Below are 21,275 nucleotides of genomic sequence, written 5' to 3' on the forward strand. Positions count from 1 at the left end.
TTCAAACTCTGGTATGGTGGACGGGCTGGACCGGGCACTCTGACCTTACCTATCCATACGCTGATAATCAGCCTAAAGCTGGAACTGAGCGCCGGGCATAATTAGACAATGAGAGCGAGGAGAACGTCGTGCTAGAAGATTATCGCAAGCACGTAGCCGAGCGGGCTGCACAAGGGATCGTACCCAAACCGCTAGAGGCTTCGCAGATGGCGGCACTGGTGGAATTGTTGAAAACCCCCCCCGCCGGAGAAGAAGAATTTTTAGTCGATTTGTTAGTTAATCGTGTTCCGCCGGGTGTTGATGAGGCGGCCTACGTCAAAGCCGGTTTCCTGGCTGCCATCACCAAAGGCGAGACTGTTTCTCCCCTCGTCACCCCTGAGAAAGCCACTGAATTATTAGGCACCATGCAAGGCGGCTACAACATTCAGCCGTTGATTGAAGCGCTGGATAATCCTGCCCTGGCTCCGGTTGCCGCCAAAGCGTTATCCCACACCCTGTTGATGTTTGATAATTTCTACGACGTGGAAGAAAAAGCCAAAGCCGGCAATGCCCACGCGCAGCAGGTGGTAAAATCCTGGGCTGATGCCGAGTGGTTCCTCTCCCGCCCGCAGTTGGCGGAAAAAATTACCGTCACGGTATTCAAGGTGACCGGTGAAACCAATACCGATGATCTCTCCCCGGCGCAGGATGCCTGGTCGCGTCCGGATATTCCGCTGCACGCGCTGGCAATGCTGAAAAACGCCCGCGAAGGCATCGAGCCGGATCAGGCTGGTGCGGTCGGCCCGATCAAGCAGATCGACGCGTTGAGCAAAAAAGGCTTCCCGTTAGCTTACGTCGGCGACGTCGTCGGTACCGGCTCTTCCCGTAAATCCGCGACTAACTCCGTGTTATGGTTCATGGGTGACGATATCCCGAACGTGCCGAACAAGCGCGGCGGCGGCGTGGTGCTGGGCGGCAAGATTGCGCCGATTTTCTTCAACACCATGGAAGATGCCGGTGCGCTGCCGATCGAAGTCGACGTTGCCCAACTGAATATGGGCGATGTGATTGATATTTATCCGTATAAGGGTGAAGTCCGTCACCACGACAGCAACGAACTGCTGGCCAATTTTGAACTGAAAACCGATGTCCTGCTGGACGAAGTTCGCGCGGGCGGCCGTATTCCGCTGATTATCGGTCGCGGTTTGACGTCTAAGGCGCGCGAGTCGCTGGGTTTACCGCACAGCGATGTGTTCCGCCAGGCGAAAGACGTCGTGCCGAGCAGCCGCGGTTTCTCGTTGGCGCAGAAGATGGTCGGCCGTGCCTGCGGCACCGACGGTATTCGTCCGGGCGCTTACTGCGAACCGAAGATGACTTCGGTCGGTTCTCAGGATACCACCGGCCCGATGACCCGCGACGAACTGAAAGATCTGGCTTGTCTGGGATTCTCCGCCGATCTGGTGATGCAGTCTTTCTGTCACACCGCCGCTTATCCTAAGCCGGTCGACGTGAATACCCATCACACCCTGCCGGACTTCATCATGAACCGCGGCGGCGTGTCGCTGCGTCCGGGCGACGGCGTAATCCACTCTTGGCTGAACCGCATGTTGTTGCCGGATACCGTCGGCACCGGCGGCGACTCTCATACCCGTTTCCCGATCGGCATTTCTTTCCCGGCGGGTTCCGGTCTGGTGGCGTTTGCCGCAGCAACCGGCGTGATGCCGCTGGATATGCCGGAATCGGTACTGGTGCGCTTTAAAGGCCAGATGCAGCCGGGGATCACCCTGCGCGATCTGGTACATGCGATCCCGTATTACGCTATCCAGCAAGGTTTGCTGACCGTGGAGAAGAAAGGTAAGAAAAACATCTTCTCCGGTCGTATTCTGGAAATCGAAGGATTGCCGGATCTGAAGGTTGAGCAAGCGTTCGAATTGACCGACGCCTCGGCGGAGCGTTCTGCGGCGGGCTGTACCATCAAGCTCAACAAAGAACCGATAATCGAATACCTGAATTCCAACATCATTCTGCTCAAGTGGATGATTGCTGAAGGCTACGGCGACCGCCGTACGCTGGAGCGTCGTATTCAGGGCATGGAGAAATGGCTGGCGGATCCGCAGTTGCTGGAAGCCGATGCCGATGCGGAATATGCCGCGGTTATCGACATCGATCTGAACGAGATCAAAGAGCCGATTCTGTGTGCGCCGAACGATCCGGACGATGCGCGTCTGCTCTCCACGGTGCAGGGCGACAAAATCGACGAAGTATTCATCGGTTCCTGCATGACCAACATCGGCCATTTCCGGGCCGCCGGTAAATTGCTGGATCAGTATAAGGGACAGTTGCCGACCCGTCTGTGGGTGGCGCCGCCGACCCGTATGGACGCCGCACAACTGACCGAAGAAGGCTACTACAGCGTATTCGGTAAGAGCGGCGCTCGTATCGAAATCCCCGGCTGTTCGCTGTGCATGGGTAACCAGGCACGCGTGGCCGATGGCGCGACCGTCGTGTCGACCTCCACCCGTAACTTCCCGAACCGCTTGGGTGCGGGTGCCAATGTCTATTTGGCCTCTGCTGAACTGGCGGCGGTTGCCTCGCTGTTGGGGCGTTTACCAACGCCGGATGAGTACCAGCAGTATATGGCGCAGGTGGACAAGACGGCGGATGACACTTACCGTTATCTGAACTTCGACCAATTGCAGCAGTACACCAACAAAGCGGACAAGGTGATCTTCCAGACCGCCGTGTAAACCGCTATAGTTCGTCGCAATAAAAGGAAGGGAGGCCGAAAGGTCTCCCTTTTTTTACGGTTGTGGCACGCGATAGTGAATCAGGCTGAGGGTAACGATCATGGACTATGAGTTTTTGCGTGATGTAACCGGACAGGTACTTGTCCGGATGTCGATGGGCCATGAAGCCGTCGGGCATTGGCTAAATGAAGAGGTTAAGGGCCAGCAGGCCGTGCTGGACGAAGTGGAAGCGGCGGTTCGTGAGCTCTCCGGCAGCGAACGTCAATGGGAACGCGCCGGCCATGAATACACCTTATTGTTGGATAGCGAAGAAGTGATGGTCCGTGCCAACCAACTGGCGTTTGAAACCGATGAGTTGGAAGAAGGCATGAGTTATTACGATGAAGAAAGCCTGTCGTTATGCGGTCTGGAGGACTTTCTGGCATTGCTGGAGAAATACCGGGCATTTGTGGATAAAGGGTGATTATTGAGGGAATACCGTCTGACGCGTCTTTTAACCAACCTGGCCTTAAACAGCCTGTAACTCGAATTATTTTGGTTATATGACAATTGTCTCCAATTGTATTAATAGTGTGAGTCGATGTTCTGAGCTATCGATTATGGTGTGCATTTGACTTAGTATGAACTGAATTATTTAGAGTATGCACAGTAAGCGGTTAAGTTGGCACCGGGGAAATATAATATGAAAAATACCATGACGGTAAAAAAGCAAATTGTCATCGGATTTATTATTCCAATATTAGTAAGTGTATTGTTAGGGGTTTTAGGGCTGCTCACCATTCGGTATATTAGTAATACATTAACTGAAATTAATGATGAGAATAGCGTTAAGCAATTTTATGCGGTGAATTTGCGCGGCAGCGTTCATGATCGGTCAATCGCTGTGCGGGATTTATTGATTGCCGATAAGCAGGAGCTTCCTGGAATAGTCAGTCATATCAATGAGTTGGCGGCATTTTATCAACAGTCGGATGTCAAGCTTGATACCATGCTGGGTCAACTGCCGACCGACAACCAGGAAAAATCGTTATACCAGAACATACAGCGCTCAAATGATAAAACCAGTGCGATTATTGCGCGGTTGATTGCGTTGAAAAATGAAGGTAATGCGGATACCGCCCGTAATATCTTGCTGAATGACGGGCGTGGCGCATTTGTGCAATGGCTGGCCGATGTGAATGCCTTTATTAATTATGAAGCCGCGCAAAACAATCGGCTGACACATACTGCAAGAGAAACCGCAAGATATTTTACCGTGGCAATGCCGATTATTTTAATCGTCGCTATATTATTGGGTGCGCTGGCGATGTTGACGACGCGACGCCGGATTTTCCAATCATTGGGCGCGGAACCCGCAGTATTACTGACGATGACCCGTGCCATCGCATCCGGTAATTTAGCCGAGAAAACCGTTATTCATGATCAACAACAGCACAGTGTCATGGCCGCGATTGAAACCATGCGCCAGTCATTAATCGCGATTGTCGCTAATGTGTTGGAGCACGCCGATGGCGTAACGGTGGCCAGCGAGAATATCAGCAAAAGCAGCGTGGCGCTGTCGCAACGTACCGACATGCAAGCCTCTGCCTTGCAGCAGACTTCAGCCGCAATGGGGCAAGTCTCGGAGTCGGTGAAGGACAATGCCGCCAGCGCCAGACAGGCCAGTCAGTTATCCGAAAATGCCGCTGGTGAAACCCATCAGGGTTACCAACTGGTGAGTAAAATCGTGAATACCATGGAAAACATCAAGCAGCATTCCGACAGCATTTCGTCGATCACCAAAGTGATTGAAGATATTGCATTCCAAACCAATATTCTGGCGATCAATGCGGCGGTAGAGGCGGCGCGGGCCGGGGAAGTGGGGCGCGGTTTCTCGGTGGTCGCAGCGGAAATCCGCACGTTGTCGCAGAAAACCACCGCATCGGCGCACCAGATAAAAAGCCTGATTGATGCGTCGTCGGGGAAAATTGGCGAAGGCTATAGTGAAATCAACCAGGCATCCGAAGTGATGCAGAAAATTAACCAGGCGGTGGATTTGTCGAGCGAATTCATCAGGAAGATTGCCGATACCTCGGCGGAGCAGTCCATCGCCACGCAGGAGATTGCCCGTGCGCTTGCCGAGATGGAGCGTACAACGCAACAAAACGCTGCGATGGTCGAGCAAACTGCGACGGATACCACCTATCTGGAAACCCATTCACATGAGCTGAAGCAATCCGTCAGCCGGTTTACCATTGCCGGTTCGATGGCGGCAGATACCATGCCGCGGTTGGCGTTGGGAAATGCCGGCCGCTGAGCGTGCGGCCAGCATAACTGCGTTATAACGAGGCGCCGCCGCAGATAACCAACTGCTGCCCGGTAATGGCCGACGCCGAAGGCGACAGCAGATAGGCCACCAGATCCGCCACTTCCTGCGGCTGGATGAACCGGCCAATCGGCGGCAGTTTCGGCGGCGAGCTTTGCCGCCCCGGCTGGTTCAGCATCGGCGTTTCGGTGGCGCCCGGCGCCACGATATTCACGGTGATGCCGCGCGGCGCCAGCTCTGCCGCCCAGCTTCGCACCATGCCGATCATCGCCGATTTGGTGGCGACGTACTGACTGCGCCCGGCGGCGCCGCTGGAGGTGCGGCTACCCAGCAGAACGATGCGCCCGCCCTGCGGCAGTTTGCTCACCAGCCGGTCGGCCAGCACTTCCGCCACCTGAATATGCAGCTTCCACAACTGCTCGCTGTCGGCGTAGGACAGCGCACCCAGCGTGGCGGCTTTCATTACCCCGGCGGCATGAATCACCGCATCGACGGCGGGCAGGCTGTCCAGTAGGGTGATGAGCGCCGGCGTATCGGTGATATCCAGCGGACAATGCGTGAAGTTCGGATGCTGATGCGGGCCGGGCTGGCGCGACAGTCCGATAACCTTCCACCCCGCCGCCAACAGCGTAGTGGTAATGGCGGCGCCGATCCCGGAGCTGCTGCCGGTGATCACCGCCTGTTTCTGTGCTGACATACGGCTTACCCCTGCGTGTTCAGTAATTCAACCGGTACTTTGAACACCGCTTTTTTCACTGGAGCCGGCTGGTCATTGATGGCGCACAGCGCCTGATGCGGTTCGCCCGGATAGAAGGTGACGAAATCACCGGCGGCCAGCCGAATGGCGTGCGGCACTTGCGGTTGCTCCAGAATGAACAGGTCCGGTTTGCGCTCGGTAGCAGGGCGCAAGCCGGCGTCGTTCAGGTCGTAGCCGATGATCTCTTCGCCTTCGAGAATCAACTGAATATCGAGAAAACGGCGATGGAATTCGGTATGGCGTTCGGCTTTCGGGGCGGTGGATACGGTGCCGATGGAATAGAACCAGTCGGCGTTGTCCGGCTGGTATTTGCCTTCCGGCAGTGCGTTTAACTGCGCGAGCGTGAAGCCGGACAGAATGCGAAACAGTGGTTCAGGCAACGTTGCCAGCGGCAGATGATTCAGATTACCTGCGATCATAAGCGGTTCCTTAGCAAGTAGTGAGCAAATAGAAGGGAGGCGGCGAGAGTCTCCCTGAACGGGAATGAACAGTGCGGCTACCCGCGCTATCTTGTCGGCAACGGGCCGGCAAGCTGTGGGTAGCCACTGATTACCTCCCCGGAAACGGGGAGGTGCGGGTAGCGGTATTAGCCTTTGACCCACTCTTCGCTGACGCAGACGTACTTAATCGCCTGGCGGAAGTAGGTGAAGGCGACGTGCAGCTTGCCGTCCGGCCCCTGTTTGATGCTGGGGTAGGAGAACTCGCGGTTGCGTTTGTCGGTCGAGTTGTTGGTCATGCAGTAACCGTCGCCCACTTCCAGATTGCGCTGCCACGGCCAGCTTTTCCCGCCGTCTTCGGAAATCGCCAGCGTCATCGGTGCACGCGGCGCCCCCCAGAAGGCGCTGCGTCCGGACGAGATATCCGGCATTTTGGCGTCGGTTTCTTCTTCGTCCTCGATTTCGTCATACAACGACAGGCGACGCTCGGTGGCGCCGTCGGCGTTCATGGCGTTGAACACCAGCGCCAGATGGCCGTTGTCCAGCGTGGTCACCTGAATCGACGAGTTGTTGTTCGGCAGCGTGGTCGCCTCCGGTTCGGACCAGCTTTCGCCGCCGTCGGTGGAGTGACTGCGGTAGATGAAATCGGCCCAGCGGCTGCGGAACAGCGCCAACAGGGTGCCGTCTTTGAGCAGGGTGATGTTCATGTGCACGCAGCCGGTGCTGTTCGGCACCACCGATTCACGCCAGGTTTTCCCCTGATCGCTGGAGATCTTCACCGCGCTGATATCATCGTTGCCCACCCATTTTTCACCCGGCTGGATGCGGCAGTAGAACACCGGCAGCAGCCAGTCGCCGTTGGGCAGCACGGTAATCGGCTGGCGGATAAAGGTGCCGGGCTGCTCCAGCAGTACGCCGATTTCGCCCCAGGTGTAGCCCTGATCCAGCGACTGGCGGTAACGCACGATGGCGGTATCCTGATTGCCGGATTTCTGCGCGGTATACAGCAACCACAGTACGCCGTCCGGCGCCAGGAACAACACCGGGTTCTGCTCGGAACGGGTCGGGTCGTCGGAGAGTTTAACCGCGGGCGTCCATTGCTCGCTGCCTTTCACCAGCCGCGACAGATAAATCGAGATGTCCGACACCCCTTCCTGGGTGCCGCCGAACCAGACGCACAGCACATCGCCGTTGGGCAGATGCAGCAGGTTGGCTGCATGGTTCTGCGGGCATTCGGACGGAATGTAGGCGTCAATACGCTGGTTATCGGCGTCTGCCGGGCGGACCAGGCCGTCACGTTCAATAGTAATGGTTTCTTCAGTCGTCATGACGGATTAGGCTCCTGTTTGAGAGGCGGATGTTTTCTTTTCTTGCTTTCCGGCGTTCTTGTTCGGGATCAGGCGATCCAGACACATCACGATAGCCGGGGTAGCCAGAGCGACATACATGTTGTCGATGCCGTACGGGTTGCCGAGCACATACCAGACCGAAGTCGCGACGCAGGCGGAAATCAGGCTGGCGTTCGCGCCGCGGGCACTGCTAAAGAATGGCATGTAGAAGGCGATCATCGCCACCACCGAGATGGACAGACGAATAGCGCGGGTGAAGAACGACAGTTTCAGCACTTCCGGCACCAGCAGTACGAAAATCAGCGGCAGGAATCCGATGATCAGCGAGAATACGCGCGTCATCTTCATCTCTTTTTCCGGTGTCGGCTTGTAGTACGGTACGTAGAAATCTTTCACGATCAGGGAAGCGATCGCCAGCGCTACGGTACTCACGCTGATGAAGATGGACGCGACCAGTGAAGTCGTCACCAGACCTGCCAGCCACGGATTCATATCCTGCAGGAAGACGGGCATCGCATACAGGCTTTTGATTTCCGGGTGCACGAACTTGGCGGCGACGCCGATCACCGCAATCGCCAGTGCGATAGGCATACAGAAGAAGAAGGCGATCCAGGTGGCGCGTTTGGCCGAAGCCGCGTCTTTGGTGGCCGAGATAGCCTGGATAACGAACTGAGTACAGAAGATGGAACCGATGGTGCCAATCAGCCAGGCGAAAATGGTGCCGGCGCCGATCGTACCGTCCCAGGTCCAGTAGTATTCCGGCATCTTCTCGACCATCGGCGTGATGCCGCCGGTCATTTTCAGCGCCACGTACAGGATGATCATCACCCCGATGTATTTCAGACCGCTGTGGATCAGGGTGACGTAGGCAACACCTTTCAACCCGCCGAAGTAGAAGTAGAAGGTACTGACGATCGCGGTGATCAGCGCGGCAACCGGCAGGGAGATCTTCAATACGGTGGCGATCGCCGCCGCGCCGCTGACGTAGTTACCCACGTTTACCAACAGCAGGGCGTAGATCATGATGATCGAAATAATGTTTTTGGTGGAGGTGCCGTAACGCTCGGCGATAGCCGCGGAAATGGTGACCTGGCCGGTGTTATAGATCTTCTTAACGAGGATCATGCCGAACAACAGGAAGCCGATGGCGGCGCCGATCACCGACCAGGAGGCCGCGATGCCGCTTTCGAAGGCGGCTTGCGCCGTACCTACCGTAGATTTTGCGCCGATAAATTCAGTCATCAGCAGGATGCCGACGATAAAGGCCGGCAGCGAGCGTGAGCCTTCCATGAACTCCGAGCTGGAGTTACTGCGTAACTTGAGCGTCAGCCAGGAAGTAAAGGCAATATAGAACACAATCATCCCGACGATGATCAGTGTGTCTGTCAGATCAAAATGGTTCATGGTTTTCGATCCTGTAAGAGTAAGGGTAAGTGTTCATTCACTCGGCGAACGGTTGAATAATCTGACGAATGGTTTCTTCGTCTTGTGCTGAGAACGCAATCGGGTAGCGGCTGACCCCCACGTCCTGTCCCATCAATACCAGCGCCTTTTTCACCACGGCAGGCGAGAACGCCACCGCGTACAGCGTCTTACGCAGTTCGCTCACTTGCTCTTGCGCCTGACGGGAGCCTTCGATGTCGCCGGCGTGGAAACGGTGCCAAATCTGGCTGATGGCTTGTGGCGCCACGTTGGCGAGACCGGAAATACAGGCGGAACAGCCGTCGACAAAGCCCTGATGAATCAATGAGTCCGGGCCGTTGAGCACGTCGCAGTTCGGCATATCTTTCACCGCCTGCAGGAAGCCGCTCAGGCTTTCATAGCTGCCGGCGCTGTCCTTGATGCCGATGATGTTCGGGTGTTCCGCCAGAATCCGCACCGTTTCCGGTTGCAGGGTGTTGCCGGTGCGCGCCGGGATGTTGTACATGAATACCGGCACCGGCAGTGCGTCCGCCACGGCACGGTAGTGGTCGATCAGTTCGCTTTGTTTGAGCGGCACGAAGTAAGGGGTGATTACGGAGACGGCATCCACGCCCAGCGCGGCGATGCGTTTGCCGAGCTTGATGGTTTCGCGGGTGGAGATTTCGCCGATGTGCGCGACGACCGGCACCTTGCCGGCGACTTCATCCACGCAGGTTTCGGTAACGGCGACTTTTTCATCGGTGTGCAACACAAAGAATTCACCGTTGGTGCCGTTACAGAAAATGCCGTTGCCGTAACGCATCTGGCGTTGAACCTGTTGGCGCATGGCGGTGGGGCTAAATTCCCCCTGATGGTCAAAAGGCGTGACGATTGCCGTCAGTACGCCTGTAATCGGTCTAGTCATCGTTATTGTTCCTCGGTATTTTCATCATCCAGAGCGACGTTGTTAAAGCAAACACTAGTTAAAAATCAGTTAAAACAATTAGTTAAAGCAATCTGTTAAAACAGTGTGGAATAAATGGCGTGAACGTCTTGCGCCGTCACGGCGGTCGGGACGTTCTTCATCAGCCGTTGTACCTGCAAGGCGGATTCCACCAGATACGGCAGGTGATCCGGGCTTATCCCCAACTGTTGCAGCGAAGACGGCAGGTTCAGTCGTTTCACCAGCGCGGTGAAGTAATCCACCAGCGCCGCGGCTTTCTGCTCGGTAGAGAGCGACAGGTCGGCGTCCGGCAGCAGGTCATAGGCTTGCGCGAATTTTTCTGCTGCTGCGTGCTGCACAAAGCGCATACACGGCGCCAGCAGAATGGCGTTCGCCACTCCGTGTGGAATGTGGTATTTGCCGCCCAACGGGTAAGACATGGCATGTACCAGATGGGTGCCGGAATGGGCGATGGAGGCGCCGCCATAGTAAGAGGCCCACAGCATATTCAGGCGGGCTTCCAGATTGTCCGGCTCGTTCACCGCGGTTTCGATGTTGGCGAACAGCTTTTTCATGCCGATCAGCGCATAGTTGTCGGCCACCGGGTTGGCGATGGTGGCGGTGAAGCATTCGATCAGGTGGCACAGCGCGTCAATGCCGGTCGACGCGGCGATGTGCGCCGGCATACTGGTGGTCAGTTCCGGCACCAGTGCGACGTAATCCGGCAGCATCACCGGGGTGATAATCCCGACTTTGGTTTCTTTCTCCGGAATCGCCAGAATGGCGTTCGGCGTGGCTTCGGAGCCGGTGCCGGCGGTGGTCGGGATCAGCAGTGAGGTGGTGCGGCGCGTCGGTTTGCGGCCTTCCAGCAGGCTATCGAGCGTGATGCCTTCCTCGCCGGAGCACAGCAGCGACAGCAGTTTGGCGACGTCCAGTACGCTGCCGCCGCCGACGCCGACGATCAGGTCCGGCTGTGTGGCGGGCAACTGTTGCAGCACGGCGGCTACATCATGCTGGCTGGGTTCGGCCGGCACGTTATCAATCAGGGAAAATTGCGGCACGCCGGCCTTCAGTTGTGCGATCAACGCCTGTACTCCGGCCAATCCCACGATATTCCTGTCCGTCACCAACAGTACGTGCTGCCTGCCGCGCAGGAGGTAGCTCAGATCCTGAAGTGCCTGATAACCGCTGATGAGGGTGCTGTTGATATTCATACTGATACCTTGTCTTTTTGCTGTGACTTCAGCTGGATAGATATGATTTTTTTCAATCACATTTCCATTTTGTGACGGAAAAAAATCGTTTTTCTCGCATTCTGTGGGGTAATTTATAGGTTAAATTGGTTTTGAATAATTTGATGTTGCTCACATATAATCAAACGTGATTCAATATAATCATTTTCAGGTAATCGAACTGATTGGAGAACGGCTATGCCGGACGGGCGTGATCTCACCCGCATCATGGTGGTGGCGGATGACTTTACCGGCGCGAACGATGCAGGCGTCGGGTTGGCGCTGCAAGGGGCGCGGGTGAATGTGATGTTTGATGCCACGGCGATCCATACCGGGCAGGCGGATGACGCGTTGGTGGTCAATACCGATAGCCGTGCGGTTACGGCGTCGCTGGCGGCGGAGCGCACCGCGCAGGCGGTGGCGCTGTGGCGTAAAACCGGCGCCCGCGGCTGGATCGTTAAAAAAGTGGATTCCACCCTGCGTGGTAACCCAGGTGCGGAAATTGAAGCGGCATTGAACGCCGCCGATTTATCGCTGGCATTGATTGCCCCTGCCGCCCCGGCGTTGGGCCGCATTACCCGCGACGGTCAGGTATGGGTGCATGGCGTATTGCTGACGGATACCGAGTTCGCCAGCGACCCGAAAACGCCGGTGCGTTCGGCATCTATCGGTGATCGGTTGGCGGAACAAACGGCGCTGGCTCAGGCGACGCTATCTCTGCACGAGGTGCGCGCCGACTCTCTGGCCGCGCAGCTGCAACAACTCAGCGATAGCGGAGTCAGGCTGGTGGTGCTGGATGCAGAGTGTCAGCAGGATCTTGAGCGGATTGTCGAGGCCGCCGTCCGGTTGGCAGAAAAGCCGTTGCTGGTCGGGTCGGCCGGGTTGAGCGAGGCGCTGGCGCAGTCGCTGGCGTTTCCGACGCCGTGCCGTGCTTTGTTGGCGGTCATTGGTTCGATGAGCGAAATCGCTCAATTGCAGATTAAGGCGGTCAGCCAGCGGCCTGATGTCGAGCTGATCGATCTGGATATCGCCGGGTTATTGGCGGCCGACGAAGGGATGCTGGCGCAGACCGGTCGGCAGGCGGCGGCGGTGCTGGCGGCGGGGCGTCACTGCGTGATTCGAACCTGCCGCGACGATAATCAGCGGTTTGAGGTAGACAGTCTGTGTCAGCGCTACGGCATGAGTCGCCAGCAACTGGGCGAGACCATCAGCCGTCGTCTGGGAGAATTGACGCGGCGTATTGTGCAGCGGCAACGACCGGGCGGGCTCTATTTATCCGGCGGGGATATCGCCATTGCAGCGGCGACCGCGCTACGGGCCAGCGGATTCCGCATCAAAGGACAGATTGCTTCCTGCGTCCCCTGGGGACGTTTGCTGGACAGTCTGGTGGGCGATATTCCGGTAATGACGAAAGCGGGCGGGTTTGGCGATGAAGCCACCCTGCTGAATGTATTGCGTTTTATTGAGGAGAGCGTGTGTGAGTAAAATTATTGCGGTAACCATGGGCGACCCGGCTGGCATCGGTCCGGAGATCATCATCAAATCACTGGCCGAAGGTGATCTGTCCGGTGCGCCGGCGGTGGTGGTGGGCTGCGTACAGACGCTGCGCCGTATTCTGGCGTTAGGCGTTGTGCCGCAGGTGGAGCTCAATGAAATCGAACGTCCTGCCGATGCACGTTTCGCGCCCGGCGTCATTAACGTGATCAACGAACCGCTGGACGACCCGCAGGGCCTGAAGCAAGGAGTGGTACAGCCACAGGCCGGCGATTTGGCGTATCGTTGCGTAAAACGTGCGACTGAGCTGGCGATGGCCGGCGAGGTACATGCGATTGCCACCGCGCCGCTCAATAAGGAAGCGCTGCACTCCGCCGGGCACCTTTATCCGGGGCACACCGAGCTGCTGGCGAAACTGACCAACAGCCGTGACTACGCGATGGTGCTGTACACCGACAAACTGAAAGTGATTCACGTCACTACCCATATTGCGCTGCGCAAATTCCTGGATACGCTGAACCGCGAGCGGGTGGAAACCGTAATAGCGATGGCGGATACGTTCCTGAAACGCGTGGGTTATCAGGCTCCGCGCATTGCGGTAGCCGGGGTCAACCCGCACGCAGGCGAAAACGGCTTGTTCGGTGATGAAGAAATTAAGATTGTCGGCCCGTCCATCGAGGCGATGAAAGCCAAAGGCATCGACGCTTACGGCCCGTGCCCGCCGGATACCGTCTACCTGCAGGCGTATGAGGGGCAATACGACATGGTGGTGGCGATGTACCACGATCAGGGGCATATTCCGCTCAAGCTGCTGGGCTTTTATGATGGCGTGAATATCACCGCCGGGTTGCCGTTTATCCGCACCTCCGCGGACCACGGCACCGCGTTTGATATCGCCTGGACAGGTAAAGCGAAGTCTGACAGCATGGCGATCTCCATCAAACTGGCGATGCAACTGGCCTGATAGAATCGTGGAGTCGAAAATCCGTTGAATTATGTCGTGGGGTACACATTGACTGATACGTTGCGTGTAAATGGAGAACGAGTAAAAGGACAAAGCCGTCTGGATCAGATTCTGGATTATCTGAAAAGCCATAATCTGGTGACGGTGGATGAACTTGTGACGGTCATTGATGCGTCTCCGGCGACGATTCGCCGCGATTTGATCAAGCTTGACGAGCAGGGCGTCATCAGCCGTAGCCACGGCGGGGTGACGCTCAACCGCTTTATTCCTTCCCAGCCGACCACCAATGAAAAGCTGCAGCGTAGCCTGGCGGAAAAACAGGCTATCGCCCGGCAGGCCGCCACACTGGTGCAGCCGGGCAACGCGGTGGTGCTGGATGCCGGCACCACCATGCTGGAGCTGGCGCGTAACCTGACGCATCTGCCGTTGCGGGTGATCACCGCCGATTTGCAGATTGCGCTGTTTCTCTCCGAGTTCAAGCAGATTGAAGTGACGATCATCGGCGGACGTATCGACGACAGCAGCCAGTCTTGCATCGGCGAGCACGGTCGCCGTTTGCTGCGTAGCGTCTATCCGGATATCGCGTTTATCAGTTGTAACTCCTGGAGCCTCGAGAAAGGCATCACCACGCCTACCGAAGAAAAAGCCGGCATCAAGCAGGATCTGGGCATGAACGCCAGCCGCCGGGTGTTGCTGGCCGATAGCAGCAAATACGGCGCTTACTCGCTGTTTTGCGTTTCGCCGTTGTCTGAACTGACCGATATCATTACCGACAGCGCATTGCCGCCAGACGTAGAACGTCAGTTACGGGCGCAGCCGTTCAATTTGCAACTGGTCAATGTAACAAGCCGCTGAACAGCGGCTTGAGGCTGTTGACAAACAGCCGGGTTGTCTTGTGAACGGTGAAGTTTGCCTATTCAGTGAATGGTTTCGTGCGGGATAAACGGTGTGGTTCCTCTGCTATTTCATCGCACGCACGACAAGGAGAGGTGCAAGCGCCACCTCTCCTTGACCACTGGCTGGTGGCTAAACTGCGGCGCTACGCGCTACCTTCGGCGTTCGACTTCGCGGTTCGGGCCGCCCGTGACGTGTTCCCAACACGGCACGGGCTTTCGCGACGTCCTGTCGCTCACCCGGCGAAGTCGCCCACCTCAGCGCAGTTTTTGACGCCGGAAAGATGCTTCATCCTGTAGTTAATGCGTTTGTCAGCAGTCTGACCACCTCCTCGGGAGGTGGTGACTGTTTGCGGTTTTCCCTGCGCTTTATTTTCGGGGGTTACCACTCACCATTGACGAGTCGGATAATCAATCAGACAGGCCCGCGTCATCATAATTTTTCTCCCGGTATGGAGGAATGCAGCAATTGATCGAGCGTGGTGAGCATCCCTCGGGTGTCATATTCCTGATGATGTTGAGCGGCAATATGAAGCGGATCGCCGGCGTGGTAGATTTCGTACACCATTTGCCGTTGCCCGAAGCCGTCGCCGGTCAGATCCCAGCCCAGATTCAGTAAGGTGGTTCGATGAGGGTCGAATAATTCGTCCAGTTGCTGCTGCGGTAGGGTACTTAGCGTAGCGGCATCAGGAATCGAGAGCATTGAACCGGCGCACAGGGATTGGAGCGTCTGCTGCATGTCTTTGTACCATAATGGAAAATGGTAACGAATCGCCTGAATGGCGCTGATGTCGGGGTTACAGACGCCGTAGTCATCGATAGTCGCGGCATTCTCAGCCAATTGGATAGCCCCTTTCAATAGCTCGAGACTGGTGGTCATGCGCCCCAGCTTTTCCTGTACGTGCAGGAACCGATCCAACCCCAGCGTTTGTGCGATACGGGTGGCGACGCCTGCCATTAACTCGGCTTTGGCTTGTCCGCGAATGATGCCCTGATGGCCGGTGTGATTGCGTGCCTTGGTGGTGTCATAGAACGCGTTGGATTTTTCCACATTGCGGAAAATCAGTACCCGTTCCCAGGGAACCTGAACATTGTCCAGCAGCAACAGACAGTCGATTTCATCAAACAGATTGGCGATAGGGTGGTCGAGCGTGCTGTGTTCCGGGTAGCTCATAGCCTTACGGCACAACATGCGGAGATTAGGGCTGGTGACATCAAGAGTAAACGCGACGGCAAAGTCTCTGTCATTCTCGGTCAGGCCGGGCATGTTAAAAATCAGTATTTCATCGGAAACCGGCGTTAGTGTGGTAATCATTTTAGCGCCGTTGACGGTAATCCCATTGTCGTCGTAGTGGGTGACCTTGACGCCGACGGACGCACTGCGCAATTCGGACATGACGCGGCTGCGGTCCACCTGCGGGTTGATGGCGGCGTGCGAAACATACAGATTATTTTCCCGACAGTAGTCGTAATAACGACGGGCGTTGTCGGCGTAATCACAATACTCATCGTGGCCCAGCGTCTGTGCATGGCTGGCGATGGCGGCAATCGCACTGTTGATAAAGTCAGGCGTTCTGCCCAACATGCCATAGGAGCTATCCGCCACGGCTTTATACGCGCGGCCTTTTTGTTTCAGATCGTCAATACAACGGGGGATCAGCAGGCTGGTGGCGTACGCGTGATTAACCAGATGAACGGCCGGGTCCTGCTGCTGTAACTCGTAATAACGATTGATGAACCGAATCGCCCCGCTGAACATAGGATGAAGAGGGAGTGTGTGAACCGGCTCGCCGTTAACATAAACATTTCGGGGGGTTTGCATCCGTTGTAGATAATCAGGCATAAATCCTCTGTTAAATTCCGTTTCGGCCATACCGTAAATAAGGGCGATACTCGCTCGACGGGCTGTTGCCGGCAATAATGCACCCTGCACTGAAGGGGGCCGCAACATACCTGCACCTGAAAGAGATAATTATCGCTAATAAATAAAATGCTCATATTCCATCATGCCGGCATGTGAGTTGCATGGCTGAATATGATCAGTCTAATTATTAAATATGGAGTTGATATATACCCCAAATAATTCGAGTTGCAGGAAGGCGGCAAGAGAGAGAATCCCGATGAGCTTACTCAGGTAAGTGATTCGGGTGAGCGAACGCAGCCAACGCACCTGCAACTCGAAGTATGACGGGTATAATGTCGTTCCACGTCGGACGGGCGCATACTACGCCTTTTTATTCGGAATGAAAATAATTGCTTTTTATATATGATAAGTAATCGAATAAATTTATTTAGGGTATAAGATCTTAATGAATTATATTTTTATTGCGTGGCTTTTATATTCTATTAATACGGTGTTAATTTTTATTATTATTTTACCCGGCGCATTCGTCGGGCAAAATAATAAAATAACGGCGGCGTCTTTACGCTGCCGGCCGGTTACTTCATACCGGCGGCAAGGGTATCGACATTGTGTTTGAACGCGGCCGTGTAGGTGGCGGCCGGGCCGTTGCCGTCGGTCAGGGCTTCCGGGTAGAGCTCGCCGCCCGGTTGCGCGCCGCTGGCGTCAGCAATCTGTTTCACCAGGCGCGGGTCGGTCTGGTTCTCAATAAAGTACAGCTTCACCTGTTCTTTCTTGATCTGCTTGATCAGTTTAGCCACGGTTTTACTGCTGGCCTCCGACTCGGTGGAATAACCGACCGGCGACAGGAAATGCACGCCGTAGGCAGCGGCGAAATAGCCGAATGCGTCATGGCTGGTCAGCACTTTACGTTTCTCTTTAGGAATGGCGGAAAACGTCTGGGTAGCATATTCATCCAGTTGTTGTAGCTGCTGGATATAGCTGTCGCCCTGTTTGCGGTAATCGTCGGCGTGCTCGGGGTCTGCTTTGACCAGCGCATCGACGATATTGTTGGCGTAGGTGATGCCGTTTTTCATGCTGTTCCAGGCGTGCGGGTCGGTTACCGTTTTGCCGTCTTCTTCCATTTTCAGCGTTTTGATGCCTTTGGAGGCGGTGATCACCTCGCCTTTGTAACCGGAGGCTTTAACCAGCCGGTCCAGCCAGCCTTCCAGCCCCAGCCCGTTGACGAATACCACGTCGGCCTGCGACAGGGTTTTGCTGTCTTTCGGCGACGGTTCGAATTCATGCGGGTCGCCGTTCGGCTGCACCAGGTCGGTCACGTGGACGTGCTGGCCGCCGATATGGCTGACCATGTCGCCCAGCACCGAAAAACTGGCCACCACATTCAGATCTTTTGCCATCGCCAGCGGGCTTAGCAGCAGGCTGGACAGCGTCATAACCAAAACAGAACGTTTCATTTTTTCCTCTTTGTCTCTTTGCCATGCAAAACCATCCGGTGTCAGCGGCGCGTACGCAACATGCCGCCATTGGAACCAAACAGTACCGAAAAACAGAACAACAGCGTGGTGGTGAGGATAACCGCCGGGCCGGCGGGCAAGTCGGCGTAATACGACCAGGTCAGCCCCACCAGACTGGCGCAGGCGCCGATACCCACCGCGGTCAACAGCATGACCGGCAGGCGCTGGCTCCAGAAGCGGGCACAAGCGGCGGGCAACATCATCATGCCGACCGCCATCAGCGTGCCGAGCAACTGGAAGCCCGCCACCAGATTCAGTACCACCAGTGATAAAAACAGGCCGTGGATCAGCGCTCGTGATCGGCGCGACAGGATCTTCAGAAAGGTGACGTCGAACGATTCGATCACCAGCGCCCGGTAGATCAACGCCAGCACCAGCACTGAACAGGAACTGATGATGCCGATGGTGAGAAGCGCACTGGCGTCGATCGCCAGAATAGAGCCGAACAGCACGTGCAGCAGATCGACGCTGGAACCGCGCAGCGACACCAGCGTTACCCCCAACGCCAGCGAGCCGAGATAGAACCCGGCGAAGCTGGCGTCTTCTTTCAGTTCGGTGTGGCGGCTGACCACGCCGGACAGCATCGCCACCGCCAGCCCGGCGATAAAGCCGCCCACGCCCATCGCCACCAGCGACATGCCGGAAATCAGGTAGCCGGCCGCCACGCCGGGCAATACCGCGTGAGACAGCGCGTCGCCGATCAGGCTCATGCGGCGCAGCAGCAAAAAACAGCCGAGCGGTGCGGCGCTCAGGGTGAGTGCCAGGCAGCCCACCAGCGCCCGACGCATAAAACCGAAATCGCCGAACGGTTCGGCCAACAGGTGTATCAACGTCATGGCACCAGCCTCAGTTGCGGCGGGGTCGCCGTGGAAGACGATGAGGAGGGCAGCACCTCGTGGCTGTCGCCCCAGCGATGGCCTTCCGGGCGGAGCATCAGTACGCGGGGGAAGTGGGCTTCCACCTGCTCCAGGTCGTGCAGCACCGCCAGAATGGTGCGCCCTTGCTGATGCAACTGGCGGACAACCGTCAGCAATGTACGGGTGGTCTGGGCATCGATACCGGTAAAAGGTTCATCCAGCAGGATCACCGGCGACTGCATCACCAGCAGCCGGGCAAACAGTACGCGTTGCAACTGGCCGCCGGAGAGCGTGCCGATGTGCGCCTGTGCGAATGCCGCCATACCGACGGTATCCAACGCCTCGAAGGCGTGTTTTCGCCACGCACCGGAGATACGGCCGAACATACCGCAATGCGGGGCGCAGCCCATCAGCACCAGGTCGTTGACGCTGAGCGGAAACTGACGATCGAATTCAGCCAGTTGCGGTAGGTAACCCAGTTGGCGGCGTGCCTGCGGCGCCATACAGAAATGACCACCGAGCGGTGGCAGCAGACCCGCCAGCGTTTTGAGCAGGGTAGACTTGCCGGTGCCGTTGGCACCGATAATCGCGGTTAGCGAACCGCTGTCAAAACAACCATCCAGCGTGCCTAACGGCGGCTGGCCTGGGTAACCAAACATCAGTGAATGCAGTGTGATCGTGTATGGTGCAATCATGCCAGCGCTACCGCCCAATGAATCAAACCCCATAACAGCACCAGTAAAACACCGGCGATACCCAGCCGGGCCACAGCGGAAAAAGCGTAAAGACTGGTCACATCGTCCTCCTATTTATTTAAATGTTATAACATAACAATTTTGATGAGGAGGCGGGAGAAGTAAAAAAGTGTGTCTGATACATCAGGGGAATGAGGCGTCTAACTTGCCGGGAGAGCGCGACCGGATGAGGTCATCGTCGTTATTCTGGTTTGATTTGAGCGGTGTCGGTATACAGGGGCGCGAGGCATGTAGCCGCTCGCCCCTGGGTGGCGCAGAAAAAGTGAAGGTCAGGGGCGAGGCATCAGGCGTAGAGCGCGTAGCCGTGCACGGCGATCAGCCGCGCGCCGTCCAGCGCATCGCCATCGGGCGGCGACAGCCGTTGTTGCCAGCGTTCGGCCAGCCAGGGGCGGATGTTCAGACCGATGCTGCCCATCAACGCCATCCGGGGCGGTGACTGCGTCGCCACCGCGGCCAGCAGCCCTTCAATTTCGTACGCGGTCTGCTGTAACAGGCTGGTCGCCAGTGCATCGCCCTGACGGGCGCAGTCAAACACCGGCCGCGCAAAGCGGGCGTAGTCGCCCGGCTTGGCCTGATCCAGCCAGACTGCGGCGTCCGCGTCGTTATCAAATGGTAACGCCAGTTGCTGACTTAATGCCGATGGCTCGGCCCAACCTTGCCTGACGCCCCACAGGTATTGCAGGGCGGCGAGCCCGAGGCGCGCCCCGCTGCCTTGATCGGAAATCGGAAATTCGTGGCCGCCGTAGGCGGTGATGGTGCGTTGGTGCCAGGCCAGCCCACAAGAACCGGTGCCGGCGATCACCACCCCGGCATCGTCACCCTGATTGACCGCCAGACAGGCACCCAACGCATCGGTATTTAATACCTGTACGGCATCAGGCGACGGCAGGGCCAGAAAGGCCCGATAAGCGCTACGGTGTTCGGCACCGGCCAGCGCCAGCCCAACGTGCAGGCGCGTACGGTCCTGTTCATGCAATCCGCTGTGCTTCAGTGCCTGCGCCAGTGCGTCATCCACCGCCTGACGCACCGTTTCTACCCCCAGCAACAGATTAGCGCGACCGCCCACGCCCTGACCGAGCGGCGTGCCGTCAGCCCGATAGATACGCGCCCGACAACCGGTGCCGCCGCCATCGACGCCGGCGTACAGCCTTTCATCGGTATAAGGCCTTTCTCCGGCATAAGGCCTTGCTCCGGCATAAGGTGCGGCGGTCATGAGCGTGCCTCCAGGGTAAAATAAGGAAGACAGGCCGCCGCCAGCGCGCCGCTAAAGCAGACCCGCTCCGGCGGTTGAACCTCCGGCAGGCGCAGCAGCGCCGCCAGCTCGCGGGCACAGCGTTGCAGTAACGGCACTGCCAGCGGGTCATCCGGCTGCGTGAGAATATCGTTTGCCCGTGCAGCGTAATCGTCGGCGTTGGCCTGTTTTGACCACTCGACGACCTGTTCGATATGGTTATTGAAACGGGTAAACAAGGTGCCGGCCAGCGGTGTCATCGGCGTTATGCCCTCTACCGCCTGCAACATCGCCTGTACGCCCCATAACCCCAGACGTGCCTGGCTGGCCGGGTCGCCTACCGGAAACAGGCTGCCGCCGTAGTGTTGCAGCCGCCCCTGCCGCCAGCACAGCAACCGGGTGAAGGTGCCGGTGACAACCAGAAAACGGTCTTCATTCGGCCACCGTTGCAGGCAGAGGGCGCTTTCCCTCTGCCAGTCAAACGGAGCATCGCCATCAATCGGCAACTGAATCAACGGGTGTTTCATACTTCTCCATTACTGGTCCATTACTG

18 protein-coding genes are annotated in these 21,275 nt (G+C 57.0%); 6 read left to right on the forward strand and 12 right to left on the reverse strand.

The window, feature by feature from the left end; translation table 11 throughout:
- The first annotated feature begins 128 nt into the window (after window positions 1–128).
- The 3 genes from acnB to FDP13_RS12555 all read left to right on the forward strand — a co-directional run bounded on the left by acnB (window position 129) and on the right by FDP13_RS12555 (window position 5,022).
- Window positions 129–2,726 (forward strand): bifunctional aconitate hydratase 2/2-methylisocitrate dehydratase, encoded by a 2,598-nt coding sequence (gene acnB / locus FDP13_RS12545; protein ID WP_012768402.1) that lies wholly within the window; start codon window positions 129–131, stop codon window positions 2,724–2,726.
- 100 nt (window positions 2,727–2,826) lie between these two features.
- Complete coding sequence (gene yacL / locus FDP13_RS12550; RefSeq protein ID WP_012768403.1) at window positions 2,827–3,189, forward strand: protein YacL; 363 nt, start codon at window positions 2,827–2,829, stop codon at window positions 3,187–3,189.
- 231 nt (window positions 3,190–3,420) lie between these two features.
- A complete protein-coding gene (locus FDP13_RS12555; protein WP_231578062.1) occupies window positions 3,421–5,022 on the forward strand; it encodes a methyl-accepting chemotaxis protein in 1,602 nt (533 codons plus the stop codon).
- Window positions 5,023–5,044: 22 nt separating this feature from the next.
- Here the strand turns inward: FDP13_RS12555 and FDP13_RS12560 are convergent, their stop codons facing one another.
- The 6 genes from FDP13_RS12560 to FDP13_RS12585 form a co-directional block, all read right to left on the reverse strand.
- Complete coding sequence (locus FDP13_RS12560; RefSeq protein ID WP_033575446.1) at window positions 5,045–5,728, reverse strand: SDR family NAD(P)-dependent oxidoreductase; 684 nt, start codon at window positions 5,726–5,728, stop codon at window positions 5,045–5,047.
- A 5-nt stretch (window positions 5,729–5,733) separates the two neighbouring features.
- Window positions 5,734–6,207 carry a YhcH/YjgK/YiaL family protein gene (locus tag FDP13_RS12565; RefSeq protein ID WP_033575447.1) on the reverse strand — a complete coding sequence of 158 codons (474 nt, stop codon included), beginning with the start codon at window positions 6,205–6,207 and terminating at the stop codon, window positions 5,734–5,736.
- Window positions 6,208–6,374: 167 nt separating this feature from the next.
- Entirely contained in the window at window positions 6,375–7,553 is a 1,179-nt protein-coding gene (locus FDP13_RS12570) for an exo-alpha-sialidase (protein WP_033575448.1), read from the reverse strand.
- 6 nt (window positions 7,554–7,559) lie between these two features.
- Window positions 7,560–8,978: a sodium:solute symporter family protein gene (locus tag FDP13_RS12575; RefSeq protein ID WP_143839565.1), complete on the reverse strand. Its 1,419-nt coding sequence runs from the start codon at window positions 8,976–8,978 to the stop codon at window positions 7,560–7,562.
- Between the two features lie 37 nt (window positions 8,979–9,015).
- Window positions 9,016–9,900, reverse strand: a complete 885-nt coding sequence (locus tag FDP13_RS12580) for a dihydrodipicolinate synthase family protein (protein WP_012768409.1) — start codon at window positions 9,898–9,900, stop codon at window positions 9,016–9,018.
- A gap of 95 nt (window positions 9,901–9,995) precedes the next feature.
- Window positions 9,996–11,132, reverse strand: coding sequence for an iron-containing alcohol dehydrogenase (locus tag FDP13_RS12585; RefSeq protein ID WP_012768410.1), 1,137 nt, complete (start codon window positions 11,130–11,132; stop codon window positions 9,996–9,998).
- A 216-nt stretch (window positions 11,133–11,348) separates the two neighbouring features.
- On the opposite strand from FDP13_RS12585, the gene FDP13_RS12590 reads away from it, so the two are divergent.
- Genes FDP13_RS12590 through FDP13_RS12600 form a run of 3 tightly spaced genes read left to right on the forward strand, consistent with a single transcriptional unit; the run spans window position 11,349 to window position 14,463 of the window.
- Window positions 11,349–12,635 (forward strand): four-carbon acid sugar kinase family protein, encoded by a 1,287-nt coding sequence (locus FDP13_RS12590; RefSeq protein WP_027710921.1) that lies wholly within the window; start codon window positions 11,349–11,351, stop codon window positions 12,633–12,635.
- A complete protein-coding gene (locus tag FDP13_RS12595) occupies window positions 12,628–13,608 on the forward strand; it encodes a D-threonate 4-phosphate dehydrogenase (protein WP_012768412.1) in 981 nt (326 codons plus the stop codon). Before FDP13_RS12590 ends, FDP13_RS12595 begins: the two co-directional genes overlap by 8 nt.
- A gap of 24 nt (window positions 13,609–13,632) precedes the next feature.
- The gene (locus FDP13_RS12600) at window positions 13,633–14,463 is read left to right on the forward strand and encodes a DeoR/GlpR family DNA-binding transcription regulator (protein ID WP_033575450.1); all 831 of its coding nucleotides are present in this window, start codon (window positions 13,633–13,635) and stop codon (window positions 14,461–14,463) included.
- 471 nt (window positions 14,464–14,934) lie between these two features.
- Here FDP13_RS12600 and FDP13_RS12610 read toward each other — a convergent pair whose 3' ends face one another.
- The 6 genes from FDP13_RS12610 to FDP13_RS12635 form a co-directional block, all read right to left on the reverse strand.
- The gene (locus tag FDP13_RS12610; protein ID WP_234424406.1) at window positions 14,935–16,344 is read right to left on the reverse strand and encodes a 4-hydroxyphenylacetate 3-hydroxylase N-terminal domain-containing protein; all 1,410 of its coding nucleotides are present in this window, start codon (window positions 16,342–16,344) and stop codon (window positions 14,935–14,937) included.
- A gap of 596 nt (window positions 16,345–16,940) precedes the next feature.
- Window positions 16,941–17,819 carry a metal ABC transporter substrate-binding protein gene (locus FDP13_RS12615; protein WP_033575539.1) on the reverse strand — a complete coding sequence of 293 codons (879 nt, stop codon included), beginning with the start codon at window positions 17,817–17,819 and terminating at the stop codon, window positions 16,941–16,943.
- 41 nt (window positions 17,820–17,860) lie between these two features.
- The gene (locus FDP13_RS12620) at window positions 17,861–18,715 is read right to left on the reverse strand and encodes a metal ABC transporter permease (protein ID WP_027710926.1); all 855 of its coding nucleotides are present in this window, start codon (window positions 18,713–18,715) and stop codon (window positions 17,861–17,863) included.
- Window positions 18,712–19,431, reverse strand: a complete 720-nt coding sequence (locus tag FDP13_RS12625; protein ID WP_199886330.1) for a metal ABC transporter ATP-binding protein — start codon at window positions 19,429–19,431, stop codon at window positions 18,712–18,714. The genes FDP13_RS12620 and FDP13_RS12625 overlap by 4 nt, the downstream gene beginning before the upstream one ends.
- 343 nt (window positions 19,432–19,774) lie before the next feature.
- Window positions 19,775–20,704, reverse strand: coding sequence for a BadF/BadG/BcrA/BcrD ATPase family protein (locus tag FDP13_RS12630; RefSeq protein WP_199886331.1), 930 nt, complete (start codon window positions 20,702–20,704; stop codon window positions 19,775–19,777).
- Entirely contained in the window at window positions 20,701–21,249 is a 549-nt protein-coding gene (locus FDP13_RS12635) for a glucosamine kinase (protein ID WP_143839569.1), read from the reverse strand. The genes FDP13_RS12630 and FDP13_RS12635 overlap by 4 nt, the downstream gene beginning before the upstream one ends.
- Between the last annotated feature and the right edge of the window lie 26 nt (window positions 21,250–21,275).

The sequence above is a fragment of the Dickeya sp. ws52 genome, assembly GCF_007210685.1.
Lineage (GTDB): Bacteria > Pseudomonadota > Gammaproteobacteria > Enterobacterales > Enterobacteriaceae > Dickeya > Dickeya chrysanthemi.

Excerpts from the sequence above, each read along its gene's own strand:
- FDP13_RS12565 (WP_033575447.1), bottom strand. The coding sequence starts at position 6,207 with ATGATCGCAGGTAATCTGAATCATCTGCCGCTGGCAACGTTGCCTGAA.
- FDP13_RS12555 (WP_231578062.1), top strand. The coding sequence starts at position 3,421 with ATGACGGTAAAAAAGCAAATTGTCATCGGATTTATTATTCCAATATTA.
- FDP13_RS12610 (WP_234424406.1), bottom strand. The coding sequence starts at position 16,344 with ATGCCTGATTATCTACAACGGATGCAAACCCCCCGAAATGTTTATGTT.
- FDP13_RS12575 (WP_143839565.1), bottom strand. The coding sequence starts at position 8,978 with ATGAACCATTTTGATCTGACAGACACACTGATCATCGTCGGGATGATT.
- FDP13_RS12630 (WP_199886331.1), bottom strand. The coding sequence starts at position 20,704 with ATGACCGCCGCACCTTATGCCGGAGCAAGGCCTTATGCCGGAGAAAGG.
- FDP13_RS12585 (WP_012768410.1), bottom strand. The coding sequence starts at position 11,132 with ATGAATATCAACAGCACCCTCATCAGCGGTTATCAGGCACTTCAGGAT.
- yacL (WP_012768403.1), top strand. The coding sequence starts at position 2,827 with ATGGACTATGAGTTTTTGCGTGATGTAACCGGACAGGTACTTGTCCGG.
- FDP13_RS12615 (WP_033575539.1), bottom strand. The coding sequence starts at position 17,819 with ATGAAACGTTCTGTTTTGGTTATGACGCTGTCCAGCCTGCTGCTAAGC.
- FDP13_RS12560 (WP_033575446.1), bottom strand. The coding sequence starts at position 5,728 with ATGTCAGCACAGAAACAGGCGGTGATCACCGGCAGCAGCTCCGGGATC.
- FDP13_RS12570 (WP_033575448.1), bottom strand. The coding sequence starts at position 7,553 with ATGACGACTGAAGAAACCATTACTATTGAACGTGACGGCCTGGTCCGC.
- FDP13_RS12580 (WP_012768409.1), bottom strand. The coding sequence starts at position 9,900 with ATGACTAGACCGATTACAGGCGTACTGACGGCAATCGTCACGCCTTTT.
- FDP13_RS12620 (WP_027710926.1), bottom strand. The coding sequence starts at position 18,715 with ATGACGTTGATACACCTGTTGGCCGAACCGTTCGGCGATTTCGGTTTT.
- FDP13_RS12590 (WP_027710921.1), top strand. The coding sequence starts at position 11,349 with ATGCCGGACGGGCGTGATCTCACCCGCATCATGGTGGTGGCGGATGAC.
- FDP13_RS12635 (WP_143839569.1), bottom strand. The coding sequence starts at position 21,249 with ATGAAACACCCGTTGATTCAGTTGCCGATTGATGGCGATGCTCCGTTT.
- FDP13_RS12625 (WP_199886330.1), bottom strand. The coding sequence starts at position 19,431 with ATGATTGCACCATACACGATCACACTGCATTCACTGATGTTTGGTTAC.